The organism is Ruegeria sp. A5, from assembly GCF_056543005.1.
Genome location: NZ_JBQGAV010000005.1, coordinates 155031 through 170871, shown reverse-complemented (window position 1 = coordinate 170871; position 15841 = coordinate 155031). Strand labels below are relative to the sequence as shown.

Here is a 15841-nt window from a genome sequence, read left to right as displayed (position 1 = left end):
ATGGCAGTCCTCATCGACGAAAATACCAAAGTGATCTGTCAGGGCTTTACCGGCTCTCAGGGCACATTCCACAGCGAACAGGCCATCGCCTATGGCACCAAGATGGTCGGCGGCGTGACCCCCGGCAAAGGCGGGATGACACATCTTGACCTGCCCGTGTTCAACTCGGTCCACGAGGCCAAGCATGTGACCGAAGCCAATGCCAGCGTGATCTACGTGCCGCCGCCGTTTGCAGCGGATTCGATCCTCGAGGCGATTGATGCCGAGATGGAAGTGATCGTCTGCATCACTGAAGGCATCCCCGTTCTGGACATGATGAAGGTGAAACGTGCGCTGGAAGGATCGAACTCGCGCTTGATTGGCCCGAACTGCCCCGGTGTCATCACGCCCGACGCCTGCAAGATCGGCATCATGCCCGGCCACATCCACAAGCGCGGCTCGGTCGGCGTTGTGTCCCGTTCGGGTACCCTGACTTATGAGGCCGTCAAGCAGACCACCGATGTAGGTCTGGGCCAGTCCACCTGCGTCGGCATCGGCGGCGACCCGATCAAAGGCACCGAGCATATCGACGTGCTGGAATGGTTCCTGGGTGATGACGAAACCCAATCGATCATCATGATCGGTGAAATCGGTGGCTCGGCCGAGGAAGAAGCTGCACAGTTCCTGGCGGATGAGGCCAAGAAAGGCCGCAAGAAGCCCACGGCAGGGTTCATCGCGGGCCGCACGGCCCCTCCTGGCCGCCGCATGGGCCACGCGGGCGCCATCGTCGCCGGCGGCAAAGGCGGCGCCGAGGACAAGATCGAAGCCATGCGCTCGGCTGGTATTGTCGTGGCCGAAAGCCCGGCGCAGCTGGGTGAGGCTGTGCTGGAAGCCATCGGTTGACCAGAATTTGACTGCTTTGGGAGGAGCGGTAAACATGACTTTCGGCGAAGCCATTAAAACCTGTTTCTCCAAGTTTTTCACCTTTTCGGGCCGTGCCTCGCGGCCCGAATACTGGTTTTTTTTCCTGTTCATCGTGATCTGGAGCATCATTGCCGGGATCATCGACTGGCAGTTCTTCACTCAGGTCGCAGTGACTGAAACCGAAACATCCAAATCCGTCACGGCCACCTCAACAGGCCCGGTCCAAAGCATCGTCAGCCTGATCGTCTTTTTCCCGCATCTGGCCGTCGCGTGGCGGCGGATGCATGATACGGGGCGCAGCGGGCTTTATGCTCTGCTGCCGATCCTGCTGATCCTCGGTGCGCTGGCGGTTCTGATCTTTGGCATCGGCCTTGCCAGCCAGTTCCATGGCGGCACGTTGGATATCCTGTTCACCCGCGCAACTCTTCTTATTGTCATTCCGACACTTCTTGTCCTGTTTGTGTCGCCCCTCCTGGTTCTGTGGTGGCTGACCCGCCCCAGCGAACCAGGCACCAACCAATACGGTCCCAACCCATATGAGGTAGCCCAATGACCGAACACTCGCCCAACACCGCCTTTCATGCCTCAAGCTTCATGCAGGGGCATAATGCCGAATATCTGGAGCAGCTTTATGCCCAGTACACCGAGAACCCCGGTGCGGTCGACGCAGCCTGGGTCGAGTTCTTCAAGGCCATGGGCGATGACGCGCCGGATGTGCAGCGCGAGGCCGAGGGGCCTTCGTGGGCACGCAGCGATTGGCCTCCGATGCCTGCGGATGATCTGACCGGTGCGTTGACTGGCGAGTGGGCCGAGATCGACGCCAAGGCGGCAGGCAAGAAGATCAAGGGCAAGGCCGAAGCCAAGGGGGTCGAGGTCAGCGATGACCAGATCAAGCGCGCGGTGCTGGACAGCCTGCGGGCGCTGATGCTGATCAGGGCCTATCGTATCCGGGGCCATCTGGCAGCTGATCTGGACCCGCTGGGCATGCGCGCCGCCAGTACGCATCCCGAGCTGGACCCGAAGACTTACGGATTCACCGATGCTGACATGGATCGACCGATCTTTATTGACAACGTGCTGGGCCTGCAGATGGCCAGCATGCGCCAAATCGTCGAGATCGTGAAGCGGACCTATTGCGGCACCTTCGCGCTGCAATACATGCATATCTCGAACCCGGAAGAGGCCGCGTGGCTGAAGGAACGCATCGAGGGGTTCGGTAAGGAAATCGCCTTCACCAAGGAAGGCCGCAAGGCGATCCTGAACAAGATGGTCGAGGCCGAGGGGTTCGAGAAATTCCTGCATGTGAAATACATGGGCACCAAGCGGTTTGGTCTGGATGGTGGCGAGGCACTGATCCCCGCGATGGAACAAATCATCAAGCGCGGCGGCGCCTTGGGCCTCAGCGATATCGTCATCGGCATGCCACACCGGGGTCGTCTGAACATTCTGGCCAATGTGATGGGCAAGCCCTATCGCGCCATTTTCAACGAGTTTCAGGGCGGCAGCTTCAAGCCCGAAGACGTGGATGGATCAGGCGATGTGAAATATCACCTCGGCGCGTCAAGCGACCGAGAGTTCGATGGCAATAGCGTTCACCTTTCGCTGACCGCAAACCCAAGCCACCTTGAGGCGGTGAACCCAGTGGTTCTGGGTAAGGTCCGCGCCAAGCAGGACCAGTTGAACGACAAAGACCGCACCAAGGTGATGGGCATCCTCCTGCACGGTGATGCGGCCTTTGCCGGTCAGGGCGTTGTCGCCGAAGGCTTTGGCCTGTCGGGCCTGAAGGGGCACAAGACCGGCGGCACCATGCATATCGTGGTAAACAACCAGATCGGTTTCACCACCGCGCCACATTTCAGCCGTTCCAGCCCTTATCCCACGGATATCGCGCTGATGGTTGAAGCCCCCATCTTCCACGTGAATGGCGACGACCCCGAGGCGGTGGTGCATGCCGCCAAGGTGGCGACCGAGTTCCGCCAGAAGTTCCACAAGGACGTGGTGCTGGATATCTTCTGCTACCGCCGGTTTGGTCATAACGAGGGTGACGAACCCATGTTCACCAACCCGATCATGTACAAGAAGATCAAGACGCATAAGACCACGTTGTCGCTGTATACCGAGCGCCTTGTCAGGGACGGGCTTATCCCCGAAGGCGAGATTGAAGACATGAAGGCGGCCTTTCAGGCACATCTGAATGAAGAGTTCGATGCCGGGAAAGACTACAAGCCAAACAAAGCCGACTGGCTGGATGGGCGCTGGTCGCATCTGGACAAGCACAAAGACGAATACATGCGCGGTGAAACCGCAATTACACCAGAGACGCTGGCCGAGATCGGCACTGCTCTGACCAGCGCCCCCGAAGGTTTTGCGATGCACAAAACCGTGGGCCGGTTGCTGGACCACAAGAAACAGATGTTCGAAAACGGAACCGGCTTTGACTGGGCAACGGGCGAGGCTCTGGCGTTTGGCTCTCTGCTGACCGAAGGCTACCCTGTACGTTTGGCCGGACAGGACGCGACGCGTGGCACGTTCAGCCAACGCCATTCCGGATTTGTCCATCAGGAAACCGAGGAACGGTATTACCCGCTGAACAATATCCGCAAGGGCCAATCACATTATGACGTGATTGACTCGATGCTGTCCGAATACGCGGTGCTTGGGTTCGAGTATGGCTATTCACTGGCCGAGCCCAACGCGCTTGTTCTCTGGGAGGCACAGTTTGGCGATTTCGCCAACGGGGCGCAGATCATGTTCGATCAGTTCATCAGTTCGGGTGAATCGAAGTGGCTGCGGATGTCTGGTCTGGTCACGCTGCTGCCGCATGGGTTCGAAGGGCAAGGCCCAGAACACTCATCTGCACGGCTTGAGCGGTTTCTGCAAATGTGCGGTCAGGACAACTGGATCGTGGCGAACTGCACAACGCCTGCGAACTATTTCCACATCCTGCGCCGTCAATTGCACCGGACCTTCCGCAAGCCGCTTATCCTGGTGACGCCGAAGTCGCTGCTGCGCCATAAGCTGGCGGTCAGCAAGGCCGAGGAATTCACCACAGGCTCGAGCTTCCATAGGGTGCTGTGGGATGATGCTCAACAGGGCAACTCGGACACTAAACTGGTGGCAGATGACAAGATCAAGCGGGTCGTCATGTGCTCGGGCAAGGTCTATTTTGATCTGCTTGAGGAACGCGATGCGCGCGGCATCGACGACATCTACTTAATGCGGATCGAGCAATACTATCCTTTCCCTGCGCATTCGCTGATCAACGAGCTTGAGCGCTTCAAGGGGGCCGAGATGGTCTGGTGTCAGGAAGAACCCAAGAACCAGGGGGCTTGGACCTTTATTGAGCCCAATATCGAATGGGTTCTGACCCGCATTGGCGCAAAACACACCCGTCCGGTCTATGCCGGTCGCGCAACTTCGGCCTCGCCCGCGACGGGTCTGGCCAGCCAACACAAAGCCCAACAAGAAGCGCTGGTGAACGAAGCGCTGAGCATTGAAGGAAAGTAAACGATGACGATTGAAGTTCGTGTTCCCACGCTGGGCGAGTCTGTCACCGAAGCCACCGTTGCGACTTGGTTCAAAAAACCCGGCGATGCAGTCGCCGTAGATGAGATGCTATGTGAACTTGAGACCGACAAGGTCACGGTCGAGGTGCCCTCACCCGCTGCTGGCGTGATGGGTGAGATCGTTGCAGCCGAAGGTGAGACCGTGGGCGTCGATGCCCTGCTTGCCACGATAGCGGCGGGCGAAGGGGCTGCGCCTGCTCCAGCAGCGGCGGCCCCGGCCCCGGCGGCAGCGGCACCCGCAGCATCAGGCGGCAGTGTAGATGTGATGGTGCCGACATTGGGTGAATCCGTCACCGAGGCTACAGTCTCGACATGGTTCAAACAGGTCGGCGACAGCGTTGCACAGGATGAAATGCTGTGCGAACTGGAAACCGACAAGGTCTCGGTCGAGGTCCCTGCCCCGGCGGCAGGCGTTCTGGCTGAAATCGTTGCGCCTGAAGGCAGCACGGTCGATGCTTCTGCCAAATTGGCGGTGATCTCGGGCGCAGCCGCAGGTGCGGCAGCGGCTCCGGTGGCAGCCGTCGCCGCTCCGGCTGCAGCCAGCACAGGTAAAGACGTGTCCAACGCTCCATCGGCTGAGAAAGCGATGGCCGAAGCTGGTCTGTCTGCGGATCAAGTCACTGGCACCGGACGCGATGGTCGTATCATGAAAGGAGACGTGGCAAAGGCAGTTGCAGCAGCTACGGCCCCAGCGCCTGCGGCGGCTGTGCCCGCCCCCGCTGCCCAAGCTCCGCGCGCGCCTGTGGCTGCCGAGGATGCGAGCCGCGAAGAGCGCGTGCGCATGACCCGTCTGCGCCAGACCATCGCCAAGCGCCTGAAGGACGCGCAGAACACCGCCGCGATCCTGACCACCTATAACGAGGTGGACATGACCGAGGTGATGGCCCTGCGCAACCAGTACAAGGACCAGTTCGAGAAGAAGCATGGCGTACGTCTGGGCTTTATGTCCTTTTTCACCAAGGCCTGCTGTCATGCGCTGAAAGAAGTGCCCGAAGTGAATGCCGAGATCGACGGCACTGACATCGTCTACAAGAACTTCGTGCATATGGGTGTGGCCGCAGGTACGCCGCAAGGGCTGGTGGTTCCAGTCATCCGGGATGCGGACTCGATGTCTTTCGCAGCGATCGAGAAAGCCATCGCCGAAAAGGGCAAGCGCGCCCGTGATGGTAAACTCTCGATGGCGGAAATGCAGGGCGGCACTTTCACGATCTCGAACGGAGGCGTCTACGGCTCGCTGATGTCTTCACCGATCCTGAACCCGCCGCAATCGGGCATTCTGGGCATGCACAAGATCCAGGATCGTCCCATGGTCATCAATGGTGAGATCAAAATCCGCCCGATGATGTATCTGGCGCTGTCCTATGATCACCGTATTGTGGACGGCAAGGGTGCTGTGACATTCCTTGTCCGCGTAAAAGAGGCGCTGGAAGACCCGCGCCGTCTGCTGATGGATCTGTAAGATGGCGACTCATGTACTGTGGCAAGCCGATGTGGCCGATTTCGATGCCTGGCTGAAAGTGTTCCGCGAGGATCAACCGATGCGCAAGGCCGCGGGTATCCGCGACCTGCATGTCTGGCGCGATCCAGATCAGCGGGATCATGCGATAGCGATGTTCGAGGTTATGAATCTGGATAAGGCCAAAGCCTTTTTTGGGTCCGAAGAACTGGCGATGCACCATGAACGCGGCGGCATTGCACATATATCAATCAAGCTGCTGGAACCCGTTTGAAATATAGGTACCCGACCCGCCATACCGGATCGGGACGCTGCCGGATCAGCCGGTCGATTTAGGAGAATGTAATGGCAAATTATGACGTCATCGTAATCGGCGCCGGACCAGGCGGCTATGTCTGCGCCATCCGTTGCGCCCAACTGGGCCTTAAAACCGCAGTTGTCGAGGGGCGCGAGACGCTGGGTGGGACTTGCCTGAACGTGGGCTGCATCCCCTCGAAAGCATTGTTGCATGCCAGCCATCAGTTGCACGAAGCCGAACACAACTTTGCAAAGATGGGTCTGAAGGGGAAGTCACCTTCGGTCGATTGGAAGCAGATGCAGGCCTACAAGGACGAGGTCATCGATGGCAACACCAAGGGCATCGAGTTTCTGTTCAAGAAGAACAAGATCGATTGGCTGAAAGGCTGGGGCTCAATCCCTGCTGCGGGCAAGGTCAAGGTTGGTGATGAGGTCCATGAGACCAAGAACATCATTATCGCTTCGGGCTCTGAGCCATCGGCACTGCCTGGCGTCGAGGTTGACGAAAAGGTCGTGGTGACTTCGACCGGCGCGTTGTCTCTGGGCAAAGTTCCCAAGAAAATGATTGTGATCGGTGCCGGTGTGATCGGGCTTGAATTGGGCTCAGTCTACAGCCGTTTGGGCGCAGAGGTGACGGTGATCGAATTCCTCAAGGAAATCACGCCGGGTATGGACCCCGAGGTTCAGAAGACTTTCCAGCGCATCCTGAAGAAACAGGGTTTGAAGTTCGTCATGGGCGCTGCGGTGCAAAAGACCGAAGCCACCAAGACCAAAGCCAAGGTAACGTACAAGCTGCTCAAGGATGACAGCGAGCACGTCATCGATGCTGATGCCGTGCTGGTGGCCACCGGGCGCAAGCCCTATTCGGAGGGTCTGGGGCTGGATGCTTTAGGCGTCGAGATGACCCCGCGCGGCCAGATCAAGGTCGGCAGTGATTGGCAGACCAACGTGCCGGGCATCTACGCCATCGGCGACGTGACCGAAGGCCCGATGCTGGCCCACAAGGCTGAAGACGAGGGCATGGCCGCAGCCGAGCAGGTTGCAGGCAAGCATGGTCATGTGAACTATGGTGTCATTCCGGGGGTCATCTACACTTGGCCCGAGGTGGCCAATGTGGGTGAGACCGAAGCGACACTCAAAGAACAGGGCCGCGCCTACAAGGTCGGCAAATTCATGTTCATGGGCAATGGCCGGGCCAAGGCGAATTTCGCAGCCGACGGGTTCGTCAAGATTCTGGCAGACAAAGAAACCGATCGCATTCTGGGCGCGCATATCATCGGCCCCGCGGCCGGAGACCTGATCCACGAGGTTTGCGTCGCCATGGAATTCGGCGCATCAGCCGAAGATCTGGCCCTGACCTGTCACGCTCACCCGACCTATTCCGAAGCAGTGCGCGAGGCGGCGCTCGCCTGTGGTGACGGGCCAATTCATAGCTGACCCAACCTGAGCAGGTCCTCTACCTAGTCTCCTTGAGCGGCACCCCGTGTCGCTCAAAACCATTTGCGGCAGGTGATCAGACGCGGTTTACTGACTCCATTGCTTTTGGAAAGGAAGTCAGATGAGCGTCAGTTTACAGGTGATCTATCCCATAGGTACAGAAACACATTTCGATTTCGACTATTATGTCGACACACATCTTCCGCTTGTCGGCGAGCACATGGGGTCACATATCGAACGTACAGTCGTAACCAAAGGCATTGCGGGAGGCCCTGAAGCGCCAGCAGGTCATTACGCGATCGCAACGATCATGTTTGAAGATCAGGACGCCATGAACGACGCTATGTCAAAGGCAGGCCCTGTCCTGGCCGATCTGCCAAACTTCACCAATGTCAAACCGCAGATGCTGATCGGTGAGGTGATCGGCTGAATCAGAGCCATGTTTACCTACCACATGGTTTTTGCGGCGCGGGCACCCCATTCCTGATCATATTGCGCGCCGCCTTCTTCTCCTGACGTCATCTCCGAGAGGATCTCGCCGACGGTTGGCAGCCCATCGGATTCATCCCGCCCGCTCCATGTTTGCGCGCGCATCAAGGCGCGGGCACATTGGGTGTAGATTTCGGAAATTTCGATCACGATGACGGTCGCGGGGCGCTTCCCGTTTTTCTCGAACCGGGCGCGCAGGGCTTCATCAGCAGTCAGTTGAGCGTTACCATTTACCCGAACCACATTGTTCGAACCGGGCACCATGAACAACAATGAGACGCGTGGATCGAGTACGATATTTCGCAGGGAATCCAAGCGGTTGTTTCCCCGCCAATCCGGCAGTGCCAGGGTGCCTTGGTCCAGTTCCAACACAACTGGCCCTTCATCTCCACGCGGGCTGCCATCGACACCTTCGGAGCCGACGGTGCTGAGGATACACAGGCGTGAGGCCATAATCCATTTGCGGTAGAGCGGTGTTAGCCGCCGCGCCACTTTGCGTATGGAGGCTGCGCCGGGTGTGCCATACAGAGCCTCAAGGGCAGTGATATCCTTAACGAATTCCATCCGGGTCAAACCCCACTTCTCGCATCAGTTCGTTGGACCGTGTCTCAATCACGTTTTCCAGCCGTTCCAGAAAGTCATTCCGCGCAACGCCGGGTTCGATTGGATTTAGGAAATCGACAATCGCCGTGCCGGGCTTGCGCATGACACCGGTTCTGGGCCAGAAGACGCCCGCATTTGTGGCAACGGGTACGCACGGGAACCCGAGCCCTTCATACAGAACCGCCGTTCCAACCTTGTAGGGCTTGTGCACCCCAGGCGCGACGCGCGTACCTTGCGGGTAGATCACCAACTGACCGGGTTCGCTGAACTCGCGGGCGACATCCTTGACCATCTTCGCAACCGCCGCCCCGCGTTTGCCGCGATTGACCGGGATACATCCCAGACGGCGCGCATACATTCCGATAACCGGCGTCCACAGAAGCTCTCGCTTCATGATGAATTTGCCGTGTGGGATGGCGTCGAAGATTATGATGATGTCCAGAAACGACTGGTGCTTGGCGCCGATCACAACCTCGCCATGTGGGACTTCCCCGCGCACTTCGCAGCGAATACCAACCATCCAGCGGGCCAACCACTTGGTTGTGCGCGCATAGGTTTTGCATGCTCGCAATGCGCCACGCTTGGCGAACAGCGCATAGGGGGCAAAGACAAGCCCCAGCACCAGCATCCAGGCATAGATGGTGATCATAAAGATCAGCGACCGGACCCATTGAATAGCCATGAACATCACGAAAGCTCCTTCAACTTGCGCTGCGCGGCTGACCATGTGGCCAGAAACGCAACGGCCGCGCCCAATACCGGGATCAGCACGGGCAGGATCCAACCGATACCCTGAAACCCAAGGCCAGTGAGAAAACCACCCGCATCCGAGGCTTCAGGGAGCAACAATACACCCGTCATACCCAGCAAGGTGCCAACCGCTGCCCCAAACAGCGCCCGGAACGTAAAGCGGCGCACGAACGCTCCGGCGATGAACCGGTCCCGCGCGCCGACCTGACGCAGAACCTCGATTATCTGCGCGTTGGCGGCAAGCGAGGCGTTGGCGGCAAGCGTGATCATGGCGGCAGTGGCGCCACCGATCAGCAGGATCGAAATCCAGCCCAGACGCCGCAGTGAATTGGCCGCATCAACCAATGGCTCGCGCCAGCGAGTGTGATCATCCAGCACTGCGCCCGGCACCTCAGCCCCTAGCCGCAGCCGCAGGCCAGCCGCATCAAGACCCTGCTCACCTTCGATAATCTCTATCAGCTGCGGGATTGGTAAAGTGTCCAGAGGCAAGTCCGGTCCGAACCAGGGTGACAGCAGTGTGGCCTGCTCTTCGCTCGTCAACGCGCGAGCCGAAGCCACACCCGGCGTTTGCTGGAGGACATTCAAAGCAGCCTCGGTTTGCGCCGCACGTTGATCTGCAGGGGCATTGATCCGCAAGGTCGCTGCCCCCGCCAACTCTGAAGCCCAACGATCCGCCACACGGCCCGAGGCTAACGAAAGAGCCAGCGCAAAAACCGCCAGAAAGGCCATTGCACCAGACACGAACAGGGTCAATTGCGCCGTAAAGCCCGTGGGTGGCACCACCCGGTCGGCGCGGCTGTCACGGCGCAGCAAATTGCTGATCGTGCCCTTGCTCATAGATCCGCCCCCGCAAGCTGCACCCGGCGCTGCGCGATACGCAGAACGCGAGCCTGAACCTGGCTTTTGGCGGCGCGGATCAGGCTTAGGTCATGGGTGGCGATCAGCACGGTTTTTCCCATCCTGTTCAATTCAACCAGCAGGCGCAGAAGTCGTTGCGACATCTCCCAGTCCACATTGCCGGTGGGTTCATCCGCAAGCACCACATCGGGCGATAGAATGACTGCGCGGGCCAATGCGGCACGCTGGCGTTCGCCCCCCGATAGTTCAGGCGGGTGCGCCTCAAGCCTGCTGCCAAGCCCGACCCAGCCCAGCAGTTCGGTCAGATCGTCCTGCTGCCCATTTTCAGAGCGCCCCGAGACCATCAGCGGCAACGCGACATTCTCGGCCAGCGTCATGTGATCCAAAAATCGGCAATCCTGATGCACCACGCCAATTCGGCGGCGCAGCAGCGCCATCTGATCACGGTCCATGCGGGCGATATCCTCGCTAAAGGCCATCAACCTGCCCGAGGTTGGCAACAACGCGCCATAACAGAGTTTCAGCAATGTGGTCTTGCCCGCACCCGAAGGCCCGGTCAGAAAGTGGAACGATCCGGGCTGCAATTGCAGCGAAACATCGCTTAGCAACTCACCACCGCCGTAGGTATAGCTGATATTCTCCAGCTCGATCACGCCTGCCCCCTTTGTTCTGCTCACCTCTTGCCCGAGCGCAGCGGTGGATTCAATGCCTTGGGCGGGGCCAATTGGCGACACTTGGCCCGCGAAACCGAAAACACGCTTTGCTGTTGGGTCTTAACGGAATATCATCCCTGAAAAAACTATTATCAGGCCAGCCTTGAAGGCCAGGAGGCAGAATGCGTTTAACGTGTCCGAATTGCAGCGCCCAGTACGAAGTCCCGGACGAAGTGATCCCCGAGGACGGGCGCGAAGTTCAATGCTCGGCTTGCGAAGAGACCTGGTTTCAGGAAAAGTATCCAGTCGCCAGCAAAGCAGAGCCGGAAGCGAAATCTGCGACTGCAATCCAGGCAGCCTTTGCCGAACCGGAAGATGTTAAGTCAGAGGATGCGCCAGAACCCGATGCGGCCAAGGCCGAGCCAGAAAAGGTTAAGGCAGAAGACATACCAGAACCCGATGCGCCCGAGGAATTGAGTGTTGGAAACGTAGACCCAGCGGTATCCAGCATCCTCAAGGAAGAGGCTGCACGCGAGGCAGAGCTGCGCGAGCGTGAAGGCAGCAATCTGGAAAGCCAACCTGATCTGGCATTGGATCCGCCTGAGGAGCCCAAGGTCAAACCGAAACGGCCCTCGGCCACTGAAACCGCAGCTGACGCAGGTCAGAAAGATGAGCTGCCGGATGTTGAGGCGATCAACTCGGGTCTGCGCAGCGACTTGACATCGGACGAAGCTGAAGCCGTTGCTCCGGCCCGCAAATCCGGTGGGTTTCTGCGTGGCTTTGCCTTGATCATTATCATCGGCGTCATTCTGTTTCTGATATATGGAAACGCCAATCAGATCAGCGAGGCGGTTCCTCAGGCTGATCCGATGCTGAAATCATATGTCTCACTGGTTGATCAAGCGCGCCTTTGGCTTGAGACACAGACCGGGGGCGCAGGGCAGAACTAGAACCTTTCGAGCAATCGCTTGAGGTATTCCAACTCGATCTGAGGCCGATCCTGTTCACCGGTCCTACGGCGGATTTCATCCAGCAACTCGCGCGCACGGCGATATACATCTTCGCCTTGCAGCAAGTTGTCGTCGGTCGAGATTGATCCCGCGGAACCTGGCGTACGACCCAATGGATCGCGGTTATCGGCCTGCATGTCGCCGGCCTCGGTCCCTTGACCCGGCTGGTTCTGCTGGTTCTGCGCCAGGGCTTCGCCCAGTGAACGCATGCCTTCGCGCAGGGCTTCCATCGCCTCGGATTGACGGTCAATCGCCTCGGCCAGATCATCGCTGCGCAAGGCGTCTTCGGCGTCGTCCATGGCCCGGCCCGCACGGCCCAATGCTTCGCGCGCAGCGTCGCCTTCGGGTGTACCACCGCCGGGCAGACCCTGTTGCTGCCGATTCAACTCATCCCGCAGCGCCTGCTGCCGATCCGCCAGTGACCCCTGACCTTGCTGGCCTTCACCAGCCTCATCCTGACCCTGGCCCTGGCCGCCCTGGCCTTCATGGCTCTGGCCGCGTCCCAGACCACCGTTGCGACCCTCATTGCCCTGACTTTCGCCCGCTTGCGCACCGGGGTTGAACTGTTCCTGCAGGTCGCGGAATGCCTGATCGCTGAGGCCCTGTTGTTCGCGCAGGGTTTCTGCCAGCCCTTCCATAGCCTGCTGTCCTTCGGACTGGCCACCTTGGCCCTGCCCTTGTGTGACGCGCATGTTTTCCATCATTTGCTGGAACTCTTCCAATGCCTGCTGCGCCTCGGCCATGCGGCCTTGTTCCATGAGCTCCTGAATGCGGTCCATCATTCGCTGCAGGTCATCCTGCGACATCTGCAGGGTTTCGCCGTTCTGGCCCTGCTGTCCTTGCTGCGTCTCACCGTTTTCCTGCGCCAGACGCTGGAGTTGCCGCATGTAATCCTGTGTCGCTTCGCGCAGCTCCTGCATCAGTTCGGCAATCTCTTCGTCGCTGGCACCGTTCTGCATCGCTTCGGTCAGACGCTCCTGCGCACGGCGCATCCGTTCCAGTGCGTCGGCCAGCGTGCCATCCTCGATCAGAACCGCCAGATCCCACAGTGCTTGCGCAATTTCTTCCTGCTGTTTGACGTTCAGTGCGCTGTATTTGTCGAAGGTCTCCAGCCGCCGCAGGATCACACGCAGACGCAGATACGCTGTATCTGAGCGGAACAGGTCCTCGGGTAGGTGCGAAACCGCGCGCAGCAATTGCGATACACGCAGCGCGTTTTCGCGCGACCAGAGCAGATCGCGCCGCTGTTCGATCACCGCAGCAGCCAATGGGTCAAAGAACCTACGGGCGGGCAGTTCTGTCAGATAAGGTTCTGCCACCGTCTCTTGATCCGCCGCATCGATGGCCATGAGGGTTATTTTCACTGGCAAATGTGCCCAAGGGTGCTGCGAGAAATCCTCGATCAAGTCTTCGGTGAAATCGGTCCGATCGCCTGTAATCGGCATTGGCAACTCGACCGTAATGATCTCGCGCGGTTCTGGCTCGGTCGCAAGACCGAATTGACGGTTGACCGCTAGCAGGTCCAATTCGATCCGGGCTGTGCCGGAGACGATTCCATAGTCATCCGCAGCAGCGAAGGGCAGCTTCATCTGTCCGCCAGCCTCTGATTGCGCCACTCCTGCCGTCGCGATCCTGGGCGCAGTGTCTGGAAGGATCTCAAGCGCCCAATCGCGCCCGGCCGGGCCATCGATCCGCATCTGACCCGAGCGTTCGGCAACAAATTCCTGTTCCGGTTCTGTCGCGGCTTCGGTGCCCAGAGGTGTCGAAGATTCTGTCAGGCTGTGCGCGCCGACCTCGCCATAAAATCGAAGCGTGATGCGGCTGCCTTTAGGCACCGTCAACGTCGGATCGGTCTGATCGGCAAGGTAGAGCGTTGGCCGCCCGGTGTAGCGCGGCGGTTCAATCCAACCCTCCCAAGTCGGGCCCTGCCCCGCCTGAGCGGTCCCCGGCGTCATGTCAGCGACCGAGCCTATCCGCCAGAACGAGCCGAACAGAGCCGCAACGACGAGTGCCAATAAGGCAGCATAACGAAGCGCATAGGGATCGCGAGACGCCAGCCGCAAGTCGGGTTTCACCGGATCGGCCTTTGATGCACGATCTGCCATGCGCGTCTGGTGCGCATGCCACAGTGCCACCGAATCCGCATCCATCGCACCGATTGCCTGATCGTCCATCAGTGCTTGTATCGGGCGTCCGGGCAGGGTTTCATCCAGCCGAACCAGCGCCTCGGCCCGGGTCGGCAGGTGGAACCGTCTGATTCCCAAAACCGCTGTCGCAATTAAAGCAATCAATCCGACCGCAGCAGAAATCCAAACGGCTTCAATGCGCACAAGATCGTGCAGACCCAGCATCAGGGCGGCCAGCAGCGCCATAAGAATAGAAAAGAACGGCCAGAAGGCGCGCATCACCTGCTCAGCCAGCATACCCCCGTGCGTCAGCCACAGGGACAGTCTTGGAATTGGCAAGCTCTGGTTGTCGCGCAAGGCGGGCCTCCTGATCGGCCCGACGCGCCTATCGCGTCAAAGCCACTCTGGTATGGTATCGCGGTTTATGATTTCGTCAAAGCTTGGGCGTTCACGAATTACGGCAAATTGATCCCCGTTCACCAGAACCTCAGGGATTAGGGGCCGCGTATTGTATTCGCTGGACATGACAGCACCGTAGGCACCTGCACTGCGGAATGCGATAAGATCGCCCGATTTCAAAGCCGGCATGTTGCGTTGTTTTGCAAAGGTATCCCCGGATTCACAGACCGGACCAACGATATCATACGGGCGCTGTTCGACCCCTGCGGCAGGTTCTTCGACCGCCACTATATCATGATACGCCTCATACATCGCGGGGCGGATCAGGTCGTTCATCGCGCCATCGAGGATCAGGAAATCGCGGTCTTCGCCGGATTTAACATAGATGACCTTGGACACCATCAGACCCGCATTGCCAGCGATCAGCCGACCGGGCTCAATCTCGATCTCGCAGCCCAGATGGCCCAGTGTTTTCTTGACCATCGCACCATATTCAACCGGCAGCGGCGGCGCGTCGTTGGAACGGGCATAGGGAATACCCAAGCCACCGCCCAGATCAAGGCGGCGGATGTTATGTCCCTCAGCGCGCAGACGCTCGGTCAGCTCAGCAACCTTGTTATAAGCCAGCTCAAACGGCTCCAACTCGGTTAGTTGTGAGCCGATATGGACGTCGATCCCAATCACCTCCAACCCCGGCAGGCTGGCGGCCAGCGCATAAACCTCGGACGCGCGCGAGATCGGGATGCCGAACTTGTTTTCAGATTTGCCGGTGGCAATCTTGGCGTGGGTCTTTGCATCCACGTCCGGGTTCACCCGGACGGTGATCGGCGCAACCTTGCCCAATTCTTGTGCAACCGCGTTAATCACCTGCATTTCGGGTTCAGATTCGACGTTGAACTGACGAATGCCACCAGTCAGAGCGGTGCGAATCTCATCCGCCGTTTTGCCGACGCCCGAAAAGACGATCTTGTCTCCGGGCACGCCCGCGGCTTTGGCGCGCAGATATTCCCCGCCCGAAACCACATCCATTCCCGCACCTGCCTGCGCCAGCGTCTTCAGGATCGCCTGATTGCTGGCCGCCTTCATCGCATAGCAAACAAGGTGATCGGTACCCTCAAGCGCGTCATCGAACAGCTTGAAATGCCGCTGCAGCGTCGCCGTCGAATAGACATAGAACGGGGTTCCGACCGCGGCTGCGATTTCGGAGATTGGCACATCCTCGGCGAAAAGCGCGCCGTCGCGGTAGAGAAAATGATCCATGCCTGCGCGCTTAGACCAAAAGAGGTATGTGGAT

Annotated in this window: 14 protein-coding genes; 8 read left to right on the top strand and 6 right to left on the bottom strand. The window is 59.1% G+C overall.

The genetic code is table 11. The features are described 5' to 3' along the window. The 7 genes from sucD (at position 1) to ACR0AY_RS13260 (ending at position 8089) form a co-directional block, all read left to right on the top strand. Positions 1–882, top strand: coding sequence for a succinate--CoA ligase subunit alpha (sucD, locus tag ACR0AY_RS13290; protein ID WP_170513919.1), 882 nt, complete (start codon positions 1–3; stop codon positions 880–882). 34 nt (positions 883–916) lie between these two features. Then, positions 917–1456, top strand: coding sequence for a DUF805 domain-containing protein (locus ACR0AY_RS13285; protein WP_170408341.1), 540 nt, complete (start codon positions 917–919; stop codon positions 1454–1456). Continuing rightward, the gene (locus ACR0AY_RS13280) at positions 1453–4410 is read left to right on the top strand and encodes a 2-oxoglutarate dehydrogenase E1 component (RefSeq protein ID WP_170513916.1); all 2958 of its coding nucleotides are present in this window, start codon (positions 1453–1455) and stop codon (positions 4408–4410) included. The genes ACR0AY_RS13285 and ACR0AY_RS13280 overlap by 4 nt, the downstream gene beginning before the upstream one ends. 3 nt (positions 4411–4413) lie before the next feature. Beyond that, positions 4414–5928, top strand: a complete 1515-nt coding sequence (gene odhB / locus ACR0AY_RS13275; protein ID WP_480454253.1) for a 2-oxoglutarate dehydrogenase complex dihydrolipoyllysine-residue succinyltransferase — start codon at positions 4414–4416, stop codon at positions 5926–5928. Position 5929: 1 nt separating this feature from the next. Next, positions 5930–6199 (top strand): hypothetical protein, encoded by a 270-nt coding sequence (locus ACR0AY_RS13270; protein ID WP_170395780.1) that lies wholly within the window; start codon positions 5930–5932, stop codon positions 6197–6199. A 71-nt stretch (positions 6200–6270) separates the two neighbouring features. Continuing rightward, positions 6271–7659 (top strand): dihydrolipoyl dehydrogenase, encoded by a 1389-nt coding sequence (lpdA, locus tag ACR0AY_RS13265; protein WP_170408344.1) that lies wholly within the window; start codon positions 6271–6273, stop codon positions 7657–7659. Positions 7660–7780: 121 nt separating this feature from the next. Then, entirely contained in the window at positions 7781–8089 is a 309-nt protein-coding gene (locus tag ACR0AY_RS13260; RefSeq protein WP_170513910.1) for an EthD family reductase, read from the top strand. Positions 8090–8106: 17 nt separating this feature from the next. Here the strand turns inward: ACR0AY_RS13260 and ACR0AY_RS13255 are convergent, their stop codons facing one another. From ACR0AY_RS13255 to ACR0AY_RS13240, 4 genes are read right to left on the bottom strand one after another with little or no spacing between them, the layout of a single operon-like run. After that, positions 8107–8712: a pyridoxamine 5'-phosphate oxidase family protein gene (locus tag ACR0AY_RS13255; protein WP_170513907.1), complete on the bottom strand. Its 606-nt coding sequence runs from the start codon at positions 8710–8712 to the stop codon at positions 8107–8109. Next, the gene (locus ACR0AY_RS13250) at positions 8699–9439 is read right to left on the bottom strand and encodes a lysophospholipid acyltransferase family protein (protein WP_170513904.1); all 741 of its coding nucleotides are present in this window, start codon (positions 9437–9439) and stop codon (positions 8699–8701) included. The genes ACR0AY_RS13255 and ACR0AY_RS13250 overlap by 14 nt, the downstream gene beginning before the upstream one ends. Next, a complete protein-coding gene (locus ACR0AY_RS13245; protein WP_170513902.1) occupies positions 9439–10338 on the bottom strand; it encodes an FtsX-like permease family protein in 900 nt (299 codons plus the stop codon). The genes ACR0AY_RS13250 and ACR0AY_RS13245 overlap by 1 nt, the downstream gene beginning before the upstream one ends. Beyond that, positions 10335–11012, bottom strand: coding sequence for an ATP-binding cassette domain-containing protein (locus ACR0AY_RS13240; protein ID WP_170396090.1), 678 nt, complete (start codon positions 11010–11012; stop codon positions 10335–10337). Before ACR0AY_RS13240 ends, ACR0AY_RS13245 begins: the two co-directional genes overlap by 4 nt. Positions 11013–11194: 182 nt before the next feature. Here ACR0AY_RS13240 and ACR0AY_RS13235 point away from each other — a divergent pair, with 182 nt between their 5' ends. Next, positions 11195–11962 carry a zinc-ribbon domain-containing protein gene (locus tag ACR0AY_RS13235; RefSeq protein WP_170513898.1) on the top strand — a complete coding sequence of 256 codons (768 nt, stop codon included), beginning with the start codon at positions 11195–11197 and terminating at the stop codon, positions 11960–11962. Here the strand turns inward: ACR0AY_RS13235 and ACR0AY_RS13230 are convergent. Then, the gene (locus tag ACR0AY_RS13230) at positions 11959–14445 is read right to left on the bottom strand and encodes a TIGR02302 family protein (protein WP_480454297.1); all 2487 of its coding nucleotides are present in this window, start codon (positions 14443–14445) and stop codon (positions 11959–11961) included. The genes ACR0AY_RS13235 and ACR0AY_RS13230 overlap by 4 nt on opposite strands. Positions 14446–14541: 96 nt before the next feature. Then, positions 14542–15807, bottom strand: coding sequence for a diaminopimelate decarboxylase (gene lysA / locus ACR0AY_RS13225; protein ID WP_170513892.1), 1266 nt, complete (start codon positions 15805–15807; stop codon positions 14542–14544). Between the last annotated feature and the right edge of the window lie 34 nt (positions 15808–15841).